Annotated in this window: 10 protein-coding genes and 1 pseudogene; 2 read left to right on the top strand and 9 right to left on the bottom strand. The window is 43.3% G+C overall.

Annotated features, from left to right (window positions below):
* Positions 1–195: 195 nt before the first annotated feature.
* The 5 genes from BMX21_RS12925 to BMX21_RS12905 are packed head-to-tail and all read right to left on the bottom strand — an operon-like array spanning position 196 to position 8,402.
* Positions 196–1,056: a sugar phosphate isomerase/epimerase family protein gene (locus BMX21_RS12925; protein WP_034483557.1), complete on the bottom strand. Its 861-nt coding sequence runs from the start codon at positions 1,054–1,056 to the stop codon at positions 196–198.
* Positions 1,056–2,360 carry a glycoside hydrolase family 1 protein gene (locus BMX21_RS12920; RefSeq protein ID WP_092044993.1) on the bottom strand — a complete coding sequence of 435 codons (1,305 nt, stop codon included), beginning with the start codon at positions 2,358–2,360 and terminating at the stop codon, positions 1,056–1,058. Before BMX21_RS12920 ends, BMX21_RS12925 begins: the two co-directional genes overlap by 1 nt.
* Before the next feature lie 18 nt (positions 2,361–2,378).
* The gene (locus BMX21_RS12915; protein ID WP_092044991.1) at positions 2,379–4,640 is read right to left on the bottom strand and encodes an alpha-L-rhamnosidase; all 2,262 of its coding nucleotides are present in this window, start codon (positions 4,638–4,640) and stop codon (positions 2,379–2,381) included.
* 14 nt (positions 4,641–4,654) lie between these two features.
* Positions 4,655–6,868 (bottom strand): glycoside hydrolase family 2 protein, encoded by a 2,214-nt coding sequence (locus BMX21_RS12910; protein ID WP_092044988.1) that lies wholly within the window; start codon positions 6,866–6,868, stop codon positions 4,655–4,657.
* Positions 6,869–6,887: 19 nt separating this feature from the next.
* Positions 6,888–8,402, bottom strand: coding sequence for an MFS transporter (locus tag BMX21_RS12905; protein ID WP_092044986.1), 1,515 nt, complete (start codon positions 8,400–8,402; stop codon positions 6,888–6,890).
* Positions 8,403–8,550: 148 nt separating this feature from the next.
* On the opposite strand from BMX21_RS12905, the gene BMX21_RS12900 reads away from it, so the two are divergent.
* Positions 8,551–9,750, top strand: a complete 1,200-nt coding sequence (locus tag BMX21_RS12900; protein WP_177174034.1) for a helix-turn-helix domain-containing protein — start codon at positions 8,551–8,553, stop codon at positions 9,748–9,750.
* A 6-nt stretch (positions 9,751–9,756) separates the two neighbouring features.
* The gene (locus tag BMX21_RS20065) at positions 9,757–9,936 is read left to right on the top strand and encodes a helix-turn-helix domain-containing protein (protein ID WP_207647646.1); all 180 of its coding nucleotides are present in this window, start codon (positions 9,757–9,759) and stop codon (positions 9,934–9,936) included.
* 311 nt (positions 9,937–10,247) lie between these two features.
* On the opposite strand, the gene BMX21_RS12890 is transcribed toward BMX21_RS20065, so the two are convergent.
* The 4 genes and pseudogenes from BMX21_RS12890 to BMX21_RS20060 form a co-directional block, all read right to left on the bottom strand.
* The gene (locus tag BMX21_RS12890) at positions 10,248–11,075 is read right to left on the bottom strand and encodes a class I SAM-dependent methyltransferase (protein ID WP_027216349.1); all 828 of its coding nucleotides are present in this window, start codon (positions 11,073–11,075) and stop codon (positions 10,248–10,250) included.
* 6 nt (positions 11,076–11,081) lie between these two features.
* On the bottom strand, positions 11,082–11,750 hold the full coding sequence (locus BMX21_RS12885) for a DUF6796 family protein (RefSeq protein ID WP_092044982.1): 669 nt from the start codon (positions 11,748–11,750) through the stop codon (positions 11,082–11,084).
* 3 nt (positions 11,751–11,753) lie between these two features.
* Positions 11,754–12,203 carry a class I SAM-dependent methyltransferase gene (locus BMX21_RS12880; protein WP_330390225.1) on the bottom strand — a complete coding sequence of 150 codons (450 nt, stop codon included), beginning with the start codon at positions 12,201–12,203 and terminating at the stop codon, positions 11,754–11,756.
* Positions 12,204–12,266: 63 nt separating this feature from the next.
* A pseudogene (locus tag BMX21_RS20060) lies at positions 12,267–14,000 on the bottom strand (ABC transporter ATP-binding protein).
* Positions 14,001–14,002: the final 2 nt, after the last annotated feature.

Genomic DNA, 14,002 nt, shown 5'->3' with positions numbered 1-14,002 from the left:
ACACATAAATTGTCAGCTTTATGGAGGTTTTCATGGAAATAAAAAATCTCAAATACTTCCTTGCAATTGCTATGTATTTTTAAATCAAAAAGACGCACAGAGACTAAACTCTGCACGCCTGATAGGTCTTTTCTATATTACTAAAAGAGGCACATTCCTTCGAATCCATATTTTGCTTCGAAGTAACGGTCCGGATCATCGGTTTTTTCTAAACCACTCTGCACTTACCGTAAGGCTCTTTATAGGATCATTATCGATCCAGTTTTTGTGAGTCTCAAGAACGATTGCTTCTACCCCGGTATTGGCCTTTACGGTCTTAAAAATAGCATCGAGGGGCATATTTCCTGTGCCAAGTTCCGCAGCGTCCTCTTTGAGGATGGGCGTAATGAAAGGTCCCTTTTTCCTGCAGCCCCTGTCATTTATGTGCCACATCACCATTCTGTCTGAGAGTTTGTTTACAAGGGCTGTGACATCGGCACCGCCATCTGCCATCCAGTATGTATCAAGCTCGAAGTTGACATACTGCGGATCTGTATTTTCTACGATCAGATCATAGGCAGTCTTATCTTCTGAGACCTTCTGCAGTTCTACATTGTGATTATGATAAAGCAGTTTTACTCCATAGGGTAAAAGAGCTTTTCCGGCATTGTTCAGGCGCTCAGAGAGCTTTTTTACCTCAGATGCATTTCCGTAATCAAACCTGTACATACCGGTTATAACAACGGTGTTCGTTCCAAAGCTCAATGCTTCCTTCGCAACAGCCTCAGGATTCTCTTCAATGCTGTTTAGATTGCTGTGCAGACTTATGACTTTCAGGCCGCTCTCTGAGATCAGCTTCTTCCAATCGAGTTTTCCGCCATTACCGGTGGGCATACCGGCAAATTTTGTAAGCAGCCTCACAATAAAAGGCGTTGGCCTTATCATGAAGTCATTTAGTTCAATGCCGTCATAGCCGGTACTCTTGATGCTTTGAAGTGTGCTGAGTGCACTCTCATAACTATTGCATCTGCTACCAATCATTATCTGTTGCACACCCGTCAGTACTGTGTCTTTCATTATTTCAAATAGCCTCCAAGATGCTTCAAACTGGGCTTTGGTGCCCTGATCTGTGTTTTCCTGTCAACTGCGCAAAGACCAAATGTCAGCGCATAACCTTTCTGCCACTCAAAATTATCGATAAGTGACCAGTGGCAGTATCCGATGACAGGAATTCCATCATTTATACAACTCTGAACACCCTCAATTGCCTTGTCGATAAACTCAACTCTCTGCTTATCATCTGCTGTTGCTATTCCATTTTCGGTAACCATGATCGGAACATTTGGCATCTCCTCATGCACGCGTCTTATTACATGCTCAAGAGCCTCAGGATATACTTCATAATCCATCTGTGTCATTGGTGTTCCCTCGGGAACAGGCACAATTCCATCTGGGCCGTAAGTTGTTCTTGTATAATTCTGAAGTCCAAAGAAATCATCATCCTTGATATAAGGAATGTAATGGCTAAACTCCTCATTCCAGTCGCTTTCTGCGCGCTCCTTGCCACCTTCTATGTACTGGCAGTCGTGCAGGGAAAGCGTAATACCAACCTGAATATCCGGATTAACAGCCTTGATTGCTTCCTTGGCTGCCTGATGTGCCTTTATAACTATCATATCGCCATTTGCATCTGTTGCAGAAACAAATGTATGCGGCTGAGGATCTCCGAATACTTTGGCGTTCTCCATTGCTGCCAGCTTCATTTTCTCCATCGGATCAGAAAGATTAAGCCCAACCTGAACCTGTCCCTCCATGGAGTCACCACTGCTTTTGGCTGCATTTGCCATTTTCGCCATCATCTGCTTCTTAAATCTCTCCATGAGAGCGCCAATCTGAAGTCTCATATTTGCTTCATTGATGGTGCAGATATACTTTATCTCGCTTCCAAGCTGCTTAGCGACATATCCGGCATAGTTGGCAAAAAACTCTACAACCTGCTCATTGTCCCAGCCACCCAGCTTTATAAGCCACACAGGCGATGTGAAATGCATGAGGGTAATAACCGGCTCAACGCCATTGTCCCTGCAGCATTTGATCATCTTCCTGTAATGCTCAATCTCTTTTTCATCGAATTTGCCCTGCTCAGGCTCAATACGTGCCCATTCAACAGAGAATCTGTAAGTGTTAAGGCCTGCATCCGCAAGCATCTTGATGTCTTCTTCGTATCTGTTATAGTGATCCACGGCATCCAGTGAAGGCTCAACAAACTGTGAATGCTCCATATTCTCCATTAACCAGTAATCTGAATTTGTATTGTTTCCTTCAACCTGGTGGGCTGCAGTAGAAGCGCCCAGCATAAATCCGTTCTCGAACTTGTTCATTTTCCTATCCTCCATAATTTAAATCTCATAACTTCCGCTTGTCAGAATTCTCTTTTCCTGTCCGTGGAGCTCCAGCTCTGCTTCCATTCCTTCAGGAATTTCAAAACGGTAGGCAAAAGAATTCGAGCTCTCAATATATTTCCATTCAGAAACTATGCGACCTTTCGGTGAATCATAGTAGCCCTTTGCATACTTAAGTCTCTCATCCGGCAGTGGCTTTATCAGGACTTTGTCGAAATCGTATCTGATTCCCAAGACACCGGACAAAAGCCATCCGGAAACAGCTCCATAGGAGTAGTGATTCAGTGAATCATGGACAGTGCCGTCTTCCCTGATACCATCCCACGTCTCCCAGACAGTGGTGGCACCTTTCTCCACCGCATAGAGCCATGACGGATAGCTTTTCTGCAGAAGTAATCTGTACGCAGTATCCACATAACCGTAATCTGCAAGCACGCTGCACAGGAAAGGCGTTGAAAGGAAGCCTGTATTAAGATGATAGTCATTTTTCACTACCAGCTCATTTAAGTCATTAGCAGCTTCCACTGCCTCTTTTTCAGGTAAAAGACAAAACGCAAGAGGCCTTACGTACTCGCACTGCCTGTCAGATCTTATATGCCCGTCTTTCAGAACCAGATATCTGTATGCCTCAGTCGCCTTTTCCGAGATCTCTTTATACTTATCCGCATCGGCACCATTTCCGAGAATCTCTGATATTTTAGCGAGAATACCCGATGAATATGCATAGTAAGCTGTTGCCACTTCAGGCTGGCCATCCTTGAATGCAGACATCATTGTTTTCATAACATCTGCCCCCGGCTCGCACCACTCACCGTAGTCCATTCCGGTATCGATGATGTATTTCCTGTAAGGGTTCTTTCCAAAGCGGTTCTTGAGCTTACTCTTTCCGGCTCTTCTTCCGAGGAAATTCACCCACTTCTTCATCATTTCATAGTTGTCTTTAAGTATCTGCTCATCGCCGTATATTCTATACAGATTCCAGGGCACAAGAACCGCCGCATCGCCCCATCCGACAGAAGCCGAGAACATCTCTGCTATCTTGCCCGGATTTGAGTTCTTGGGGCAGATATACGCCATCTTGCCATCAGTGTGCTGCCCTATCCTCACGTTTGCAAGCCATTTCTCGTAAACTCCCCTGCAATCCATAAGGTACGCACCGGTCCTCACAAAGACCGCCGCATCGCCTGTCCAGCCGGCTCTCTCCCTTGTGGGACAATCAGTAGGAATGTCACAAAAGTTTGACTTCATGGACCATACACTGTTTCTAAAGAGCTTGTTTACTTCATCCACGCCACATTCAAAGCCCGCTGTTTCCTTCATGTCCGAATAAACAGCAATGCTCTTTATTTTGATGTCTGACGGTAAGATATCGCCTGTTATCTTTGCGTATCTGAATCCAAACATCGAAAAATGAGGCTTAAACTCATTCCTGCCCGGCTTGCAGATATAGTTTATTTCCTGTTTTATTCCGCCTGATTTGTTCCTGTCTCCGGGCTGGAAATTACTGATCGTGAAGTTTCCGTTTTCATCCAGGTTTTCACCGTGGATGAGACAGATCTTCTCACCGCCCCTGGCATTTTTCACGACAAAAGAAGTATATCCGGCCAGGTTCTGCCCAAAATCAAAGACATTTTCTCCATTAGGGGTGGTAATGAGCCTTCCCTCAAACACCTCATGCTCCGTAACAAATGGCGCGGACTGGGCCACGATGTTTCCCTTGTCAAAAGACATCTCCCTTGCCTTATGCCACTCCTCAAAAGGCGCATTGGCATCATAGTTTTCACCAAGCTCAAGGTCCGTAAGCTTAATGGGCCCGTTTTCACAGGCATCCCAGCTGCAATCCGTGACAAGTATCGGATTCTCCATGTCTCCATCGCCTATCACTGCGCACAGAAATGAAACATCCTCTCCGTAGAGGTTTCTCACGCCGTCAATTCCGTTACATCCTCTGTACCAGCCATCGCCCAGCGTTACAAAGATCTCGTTTTCACCGGGCTTTAGCACTTCAGTGATCTCATACTCCTGATACTGAAGCCTTTTATCATACTCATCACATCCCGGAGTCAGTCGTGCATCCGTGATACTCCGGCCATTTATAAGTATTTCATACAAGCCGTGGGCCGTAGCATATATGCTAACTTTCCCCTCTTTATAAGAGAATGTGGTCCTTAAATATCCTGCACCTTTTCTCTTATCAGGTTCTGTCACGGTTTCAGGTGATATCCACTTTGCTTTTTCAAAAATCTTAGCCGCTTCCATTTAACACCTCTGTTTTAGCGCTTTTTGATATTCATAAGAGCATTTGAAAGTGCCTTAATCTCGTCGGATTCTATATCCATTCCGCCCTGTTGCAGGAGCTTCTTAAGGGGTTGGCGAGCGATCATCTGTTGCATCGCTTCGGATATCTCTACTCCTTCGCCCATCCCACCGGCTGTCTTTGCAGTCATTGCAGCCATCATTCTGTCCAGTATTGCTTTTCCTTCAGGCGTTGCCTGAATCTCTGCCATTGTACTTGAAAGGGAAAGGTATCCCTCTTTTTCCTCAGGTTCATCTGCCTTGTCAAACCAGTTTCTGACCTTTTTGTCGGGAGCAAAGTATGCAGGATTGGGCTCAGAAACCTTTGCTATCTCCATTTCATCAGATAACTCGCCTGAAACAGCCTTTATTGTATGTACTCCGGTTATGGGAACATTAAACTTAAATACGTGTTCTCCGCTTGCACTTGCCGCTTCTACACCGTCAACAAAGAGTGTGACGGACCTTTGGTTTGAATATACCTTTATCTCTGTATTGTCCTCGATGCGGTCGTGATATCTTTTTCCGCAAAGATGAACGAAAGGCTCATCAGACCACCATGCTTTATAGATATAATAAGCGTCCTTTTTCTGCTTTCTGTCAAAGGTGATGACTCCCTTGTGATTTTTGCCGGGGTCTCCTGCCTCATCTCGTCCTGCTGCAGCAAATTCAAACATATTCCAGAGATATGTTCCCCAGATATATGGACGGGTGCTGAACATTTCAAGCATATGCTCGTGATAAACAGCCTGATAACTTTCTGTATAATCGCCTTTTTCAGGTCTTGGAGACTGTAGGCTAATTACTGAATCTGCTCCATACTCCGTAAGTCCTATTGCAACATCAGGATGCTTACTATGGAAATCGTCAAACCACTTGTCATTGTCCTCCATCTCACCTACATACCAGCCATAATACAGGTTGTATCCGCGAATATCCGGCAATGTTACAAGAGGAGAGTCTGTCTCGAGAAGGAACAGATTTGCCATGGCAGAATATCTGACAGGGTCCATTACGTGGACAATATCGTTTAATATCCTGTGATTCTCCAAGAGGTCTTCAGTTACGCCTTGCAGAGATATTTCATTTGAAAGTGCCCAGCACATTATCGATGCATGATTGTAATTCTGGCTTATCAGCTCTTTCATCTGGGATATGGTGTTCTCTCTTCCACTGTCCATATGTACGGTAATATATGGAATCTCAGCCCATGCCACTATGCCCTTTTCATCGCAAAGATCATAGAAGTACTGATCGTGCTGATAGTGTGCAAGCCTGATGGAATTGGCGCCCATAGAGAGGATGAGTTCAATGTCCTCCCTGTGCATCTCTTTTGTCAGTGCATTACCAACTCCTGCCCTGTCCTGATGCCTTGAAACTCCTCGAAGCGGATAGCTTTCTCCATTGAGGAAAAATCCTTTATGAGGATCAACATGAAACTGCCTTACTCCAAACCTGTCATAGATTCTGTCACACTCTTTTGTTCCATCCAAAAGAGTTGCTGTTATGTTGTACAAGAACGGATCCTTGAGACCGTTCCATAAATGTGGCTCTTTTATCGTGATCTTACCACAGGCAACATATCCACAGGATGCATCCTCTGCCGGAACCACCTCAAACTCCTGCTCTGTTACACCATCTATTGATATTCTTACGCGCTCTCCGCCGCTCGTGTATGCCTTTATTTCAATTTCAGCTTCATTTCCGTTTAGTCTTGGTGTGACATACAGTCCTTTTCCACCATAATAGTCCATGTCAAAGTGCTTTTCATCCACAACCACAAGATAAACATCCCTGTAAATGCCACCATAGAAAGTGAAATCCGCTTTCTGTGGATACACCCTTGTATTGGGCTCGTTGGAAACAGAAACTACCATCTCGTTAGAATCTGAAAGTGCATCTGTTATGTCTGCCCTGAAGCAGGAATATCCGCCGTCATGGCTAGCAACCTCACGACCGTTTAAAACAACTTTTGCAGAGGAGTTAGCGCCTCGAAATTCCACAAGCACCCGCTGTCCCTCTTCCATTACCGGTCTTTCAAATGTCTTTTTATAAAGGCAGGTTCCTCTGTAATACTGCTCAGGTCCCGTCTGTCCATCAACAGCATTCCAGGTATGAGGAAGAGATATACTCTCGCTCTTGCCCTCTTTTTCAAATATCCAGTTATCATTCCAAAGAATTGTTGTTCGCATGTTTCACCTCTCCAGCTTTTTACTGACCCATTGCAGCCTTTTTCTTTTCGCCGATACTCTTTTGGATCTCTTCCATCTTATGGTATGTGAGCTCTGAATTCTTCATTGCCAGCAGTGTGCAGATCCATCCCACTATAGGGAATCCTATAAGGAGTATTACCGTCATGACCCTTACGCTGAAAGTAAGCGGATCACCCTGCTGGGGAGCTGTAGTTGTATATCCTATCAGTCCGATCATGAGTGTTGCGATAGTTGCACCAAAAGATGAAACTATTTTGTCAATAAAGCTGTAAGTAGCGGATACTGTCGCAGGCATGTATTTTCCTGAGCGATCCATCTCATAGTCAACAACATCCATTCTGAACGCACTTGTTGATACAGAAACAACCATCTTCATTGCGTTATTTCCAAATGTAAAGAGTACATAAGTGATTGCCATGAGAACTGCTCCGGTTGATAAGTTGCCACCGAATACTGTTCCCACAAGCGTTGTAGGTGTAAACAAAAGATATACTGCAAATGCGATATTCAGTCCGATACAGTTCTTGGTCCAGTCGATCATTACCTTTCTGCTACCCTGTTTACCTGCAATCTTCGCACCAATAATTGCAAAAATAATGGATGGAAGCATTGCAAGCGCAGACAGAATCGATGATATAGCCATTGAGCCAAGCATAATTCCGTTAAGCATTGTGGATACTACCGCTGCAGAGCCTATTGTCTGTGCCAACTTATCAGATGTTGCAGCCATGATGAATCTCTGAAGCTCTTTATTCTCTTTGATTAGCGCCAGCATGTCCTTAAAGCTTGGCTTTTCATCGGTTTCGCCATCCTTTTTGATTCCTTCGAAATTCTCGGGAATGTCGTATGGAGCAATTCCTATGCATGCCAGAATGTAGAAAAAGAGCGAAACAAATATTACCACTACATTGTAAGTTGCGAAGTATTCTGTTCCCTGAATGTTATTAAATCTTGGGAGAATCACAGCCGATGCCACAACGCTCATGATCATTGGCACCAGATATGAATACGCTGTACTCCAGACACCGATTGTAGGACGCTGTTTTGGATCATTTGTCAGAATGTTCATGTTGATCTGACCGGCTATACTTACAAAAGTATAGCCAATGATATAGATCACATAACAGAGAACAAAGAATGTTATTCCTGCGGCGCCCGTAAGTGACAGCTTTGCCCCTATATTGCACATCAGCGTCGTAGCAATGGCCATCAGCAGCCATCCAAACATGATCGAGAATCTTACTTTTCCAAATCGGGAATTAAATCTTTCCAAGAAAAAAGCTATCACCGGATCTGTAATACCATCCAAAAGCCTTGATCCTGTGATAATAAGTCCTGTAACTGCAACAAGAATTCCAAAGTTGGAATTTCCAATATATGTTGCACCATTCATCAGCAGATAAAATGCCATCTGCCCTGCACCTGTCATCATCGCAAGAGCGATGTGCCATGTTTTTGCCCTTTTGTAAGTTACCCCATTTTCTTCTCTTGTCAGAGATTTGTCCTTACCCATAATTAACCCCTTTCAGTTGCATATTAATCAATGAAACATTAATCAATGAAAGCTTTCCTGTTATGATCATAGTATCATTTAGTTCCGGGATATGTTAGAATTATTTTGTTAATTATAGTATTATTTTACTGTTTTTTGAGGAATGAATATGGATCATGCTCTTTTTTCAGCTCTTCTAAATAATCTGCTCTCAGTAGATGTAACGGATGCCACGGATATGGACATATCTCTTGAGGCCTTCGAAAAGAAATACTGCTTCAGTATCAAGATGCAGCCCATGTTTACACAGGATGCCCTTCACTATCTTCTGAGCTCATCCAAAGGAGGCATAATCTATGAGGTTATAGACCAGCTGGGTATATGTATATCTTTTTTTACCTTTGACAACAGGATTTATATAATCGGACCTTATGTAAAAGAAAAATACTCAGAACTTAAGACAGAGACCGTGCTTGCCAGGAACGATGAGTCCTCCTCCAAATCACTGGCCTTCAAGCTGTATTACACAGCATTTCCCATAGTATATACAGAGCAGATAACCAGTGTGGTAAACAAATGCATAATCTCTTTTTCTCCTGCGGAGTCAGAGTATTCGTACAGAAGGCTTACGGGTTTTATCCAGGATGTATCCGAGGAAGACGACAGGACGGAGCTGTCTGAGAAGAATTACAGCGAGATCTACAGGCGATACGACCAGGAAAAACAGTTTCTCTCAATGATAAGGAACGGGGATACCAAAAACGTCATGTCAGCATTTGAAAAATTATCCGGCCCTGAGTCTCTTTCCGACTTTTCTAAAGAGACCCTTAACTACTACGCCTCGGGCTATGGTCTGGCAATACTTAAAACCCTTTCCAGAAAAGCTGCGGAAGAATCAGGGCTTTCGGTCATTACAATAGATGAGATCACTCAGAAGTATACTCAGCTCTCATCAGCTACAAAAAGCCCGGAGCTGCAGACCCGATACCTGATCGAAATGATCGTTGAGCTCACGAAAGCAGTTCGAAATCACAAACTGTCCCTGGACAGGTTTTCTGCGCCAATTCAGAGAGTCCTTGAGTACATTAGTCTCCATCTCGGAGATCACATATCAAACGAAGACCTGACAAGTGCCGCCAATATGTCTGTTTCCCACCTCGCCAGGCTGTTCAAAAAAGAAACGGGCGTGACCATGACGGAATACGCCGCTTCCATGCGCTGCAAAAAAGCTGCCGGCCTCCTGAAGAAGACAACTCTTCCAATCCAGGAGATCAGCAGCTACGTCGGTTACTCCGACAATAATTACTTCGTTAAAGTATTCAGAAAAAACTATGGCATGACGCCAACAGAATTCAGGAGAAATGCCTGATCCTTCATCCAGTTCAGTTCTCTGACCTTATCCTCCGCTTCGGACAGCTGCACCATTCCTTTCGACCGCCAACAACTTGCAGATTATCTTAATCTTGAGCGCAGTGCTCTCTCAAAGGAACTTGGCAAAATGAAAAAAGACGGTCTTATCGAAGTCAGGAAAAATCATTTTATATTGATGTCCTGAATTTTATAAGCCAACGTAATGGGAGCTTAGTGTCTTCTATCTAAATAGCATCTCCTCCCTAAAACGATTTTGTCAGTCTGTAATCACATCAGTCATCACCTTCTGCGACACCCTTCCAAAACATAATTCTCAATGGCATCTGCCGCATCAACTACACCATTTTCTTTCTTGATCTGCTGCGACACTTCCAGTGCTTTGGCATCGTATCTGCCACTTACCAGATCTTTAAGTGAATCCTCAATTTCCCTTGCACTATTTTATGTCTTCTTTGCGTGCTTTCTGTTCATTTTCACCTTTTCTTTGGCAGCTATTCACCTGAAAATTATTTTTATAATCTGCATCTTAACAAGTACATCGCAGAATTTGATCATCAGTTTATGGAAAAAGCTGACATCCTTATATATATCCCTATATCCGCGCATATAGCTTTTTGCTGACACATCTGCAAAATCACCGGACCAGTTTCTAAGCTCATCCTTATCTTCTAATGAGAAAAATGCATCAACCTCAGATATTCCGGCTTCCTTAAGCCACGTTTTTGTCATCATCTTTGCTCCACGCCTGTTACAGCTGTCAAAAACAAGAACGGCTCCCGGAAATCGCTTTGCCATCTTCTGAAACAGAGCTTTCACATCTTCGATTTTAAAATAATAAAACACGCCGGATGCAAAAAAGACTGCACCGCTACTAGAATCAATCTCATCCATCCAGGCCTCATCGTTAAGGTCAAATGCAAGGTTTCTTTCTCTGTCACTCTCAGGAAGCAATTTATTTCTGACAGCGATCACATCAGACATATCGATGTTGTATCCTTTACACTTTCCGTTATCACATTTGCGGAAGGTATCATCCAGTCCACATCCAAGATTGACCACCGCAGCCTCCGGATTTTTCTTTAAATAGTCCTTTACTTCCCAGGCAAGGTCATACTGCCTTTGTGCGACCTCCAATGCACCAAAGAGACCTGCCGCGCTTTCCATCTTCTTTCCCTTTTCCGCAAAATCATAATCAAGCATGCTGCATAAGCGCTCTGCTTCAGGATCCTTGAACAGATCAGGGAAGTGTTCCGAGCAAACTTTTCTTCCATACAAAGGTATGATAAGCGTCTCCTGTACTGTGTTTTTCTCTATATGATACATACTTGTTCAGCCCCCTTTTTTATCTGTAAGAGTCAGTGCACAAACCAAATACAACATAAGCCACCCCAGTGATTCTGTCCCAGAATCCAGCCCTTCTGATATCAAATTAAGTAAGTTTCCGAAAAGTACACCAAAAACAGGGCAACATATGATCATCCATTTTTTAACAGGAAGCATACTCTTAAGAACCATTCCAACCCATCCTATAGTCACAAACATATCGCATACCACAAAACCGGCTAACAATGGAATAAGTTCGCTTTTCAGAACCCTGATCGTCATACCGACAGATGCTTCGATATCGCTCGTTGCTTCCATTCCTGCATTAAAAACAACAGGAAGAATGCATATGCCTATATGAATAAAGGCAAAATACAAAATTCCTCCCCAGTTGGCAACCTTGAAAAGCTTGTATAGTTTGGAATCCTTTAGATTATATTCATCCTCCATAATCCTCATCAGTTCTGTTGCAGCATAAGCAAACATCGCTGCACACAAAAACCCGAGGATTGATGATACTGCATATCTCCAATCAGGAGCCACATTCCAAGATATACCCATATAGGCATCCGGATCTGATGTTGTGCCAATTGTACCGTATCCAAGAAGATAATCCCCAATAATAGCAAGTACCATTGCATAACATCCAAATAATATTCTTTGTTTTGACTTCATAACTTACTTCCTCCCCATTAAAATAGCTGAACCAGAAAGCCCCATCCAGGTTGATTCCCATTTATTCATAAACATTCCGCTTGTTGTATCCACAAGCTTTACATCGTCATATCCCATGTCTTTTAGCTTCTGTACAAATGCCTGCATATCACCGTATTTTGCCTTTGACATAATGTCATGGATTGCAAATGTACCGCCCTTCTTTAAAGTACGTAATGTCTCCAGAAGGATCGCCTGCCTGTCACTGCTTGGAATATTGTGATATACATAGTTGCTTGTTACTGCATCAAAGGTCTCATCTTCAAAAGGCAGTTTACACGCATCTCCCTGCATAAAAGAAGTATTGCTTACACCTTCCGCTTTAGAATTGCTCTCACAGAGATTTTTGCTGAATGAAGCATACTCCTTACCCCATCTGTCAATTCCAGTAAAAGAGGCCGCTGAATTGAAGATATCTACGGAAGGACTCTCATGGTGGGCGGCGGATCCCCTGCACTCCTGCGCTCCGTCCAGCTGTTATGCCATCTTCCAATTCTCTGACTGCATCTGAACTGATATCATGTGATTATAGATTCCATCTTTTACCTTTAGCTCAGAAGAATTTCCTGACTCAGCAACAGTACCATTTTTAAGAACAACTATCTTGTCAACACCATCGACAGTGCGCATGCGATGCGCAATTATCAGAACCGTTTTATCCTTTATCAGGTCACTGATTGCCTCCTGGATCAGGGATTCATTATCTACATCCAGGGATGCTGTAGCCTCATCCATAAGAATAATCGGTGCATCCTTTAGGAATGCTCTGGCGATGGATATTCTCTGCCGTTCACCGCCTGATAGCTCCGAACCGTTTTCGCCTATGAGTGTATTGTAACCATCGGGCAGCTTATCGATAAACTCATCGCAGTGGGCAAGTTTGGCCGCAGCCCGGACTTCCTCGTCTGTAGCCTCTTTTCTGCCAATTCTGATATTCTCAAGAACAGTATTGTTAAAAAGAGTTACATCCTGGAACACAATTGAATACATGGACAAAAGCGTCTCAGGATCTATTTTTGATATATCCATTCCACCAACAGTTATTAGTCCGCTATTAATATCCCAGAACCTTGCAGACAACCTTGATACCGTAGTCTTTCCCCCGCCGGAAGGTCCGATAAGCGCTGTGACTTCCCCCTGTTTTGCCACAAAGCTCACATCGTCTAATACTGTTTCCCCATCCTCATATGAAAACCGCACGTTCTTAAACTCAATGTCATAGTTTTTGTTTGAAAGGATATCTGCTCCCGTCTGTTCGCCATGTGAAAGGATTTCATCCATTCTCTCACACTGAGTATCTGTTGCTATAAGCGCAGAGAAATTCTGAAGTGCTATCTGCAAAGGCTCATACATTCTTGAAACAACAAGAAGGTACATAAAAAATGTGACAATACTTATTTCATTCTTTATAAGGAGGGCTGAGCCAGCAATTGCAACAGTTCCTATCCCAAATTTAAGGATCATCTGGGCACTGCAGACAAATGCTGCATTTAAAAACTCTGAGAAAATATTGTGGGACTCGACAGCTTTGATTTTCTTATTGAGTCCTTCCATGTAGGTATCCTGTGCATTATATGCCTTAAGGTCTCGTACTGTTTACAGTGCTTCCTGGATGCCGTCAAGACATGCCACCTTATATCTGCTACCTCTCCTGTTTACAGCATGCATCACATTTCTTGAGAAAAACACGATTATAAATGCTACAGGAAGCACCCAGACTGCAGCTATTGCCATTCTTGCATCAAAGAAAAACAGACTTATTACTACAAGCGTTGTAGAAATAAAAGCTCCAACAAGCTCCGGGAGCCAGTGTGATGATGCTGTCTCCAGCATTGCGCAGTCCGCCATGATGGTATTGGTCAGATCTGCCAGGTCTTTTTTCCCAAAAAATGAAAGAGGTATCCTTCTTAATTTTTCTGCAAGAGAACGCCTTCTTACACCGCTTTCAACATAGGTTGAGAAAAACGTAGCATTATACTGGAAATACTCAGTGATTGCTATAAGCGCAAGACAAATAATACTTCCACCAATAAATATAACCACATGGCTCTTCGACAGCTGCCCATTTAGCAGATCTCCTGTCATCATAAAAAGAATTCCCACAGGCATCATCTGTGCCAGGTTTGCAAATGTACATGCTGCAAACGCTTTTATCATATCCTTAGCGCCCTGCTCTGAAAGGGCGTATTTATGCTGTAACCTTTCTACTATAC

The sequence above is a fragment of the Butyrivibrio sp. TB genome (assembly GCF_900110805.1).
Classification (GTDB): domain Bacteria; phylum Bacillota; class Clostridia; order Lachnospirales; family Lachnospiraceae; genus Butyrivibrio; species Butyrivibrio fibrisolvens_C.
This window is presented reverse-complemented; position numbering and strand designations above follow the sequence as displayed.

Coding starts and splice junctions, on each gene's coding strand:
- BMX21_RS12925 (WP_034483557.1), bottom strand. CDS start 1,056: ATGAAAGACACAGTACTGACGGGTGTGCAACAGATAATGATTGGTAGC.
- BMX21_RS12920 (WP_092044993.1), bottom strand. CDS start 2,360: ATGAACAAGTTCGAGAACGGATTTATGCTGGGCGCTTCTACTGCAGCC.
- BMX21_RS12915 (WP_092044991.1), bottom strand. CDS start 4,640: ATGGAAGCGGCTAAGATTTTTGAAAAAGCAAAGTGGATATCACCTGAA.
- BMX21_RS12910 (WP_092044988.1), bottom strand. CDS start 6,868: ATGCGAACAACAATTCTTTGGAATGATAACTGGATATTTGAAAAAGAG.
- BMX21_RS12905 (WP_092044986.1), bottom strand. CDS start 8,402: ATGGGTAAGGACAAATCTCTGACAAGAGAAGAAAATGGGGTAACTTAC.
- BMX21_RS12900 (WP_177174034.1), top strand. CDS start 8,551: ATGGATCATGCTCTTTTTTCAGCTCTTCTAAATAATCTGCTCTCAGTA.
- BMX21_RS12890 (WP_027216349.1), bottom strand. CDS start 11,075: ATGTATCATATAGAGAAAAACACAGTACAGGAGACGCTTATCATACCT.
- BMX21_RS12885 (WP_092044982.1), bottom strand. CDS start 11,750: ATGAAGTCAAAACAAAGAATATTATTTGGATGTTATGCAATGGTACTT.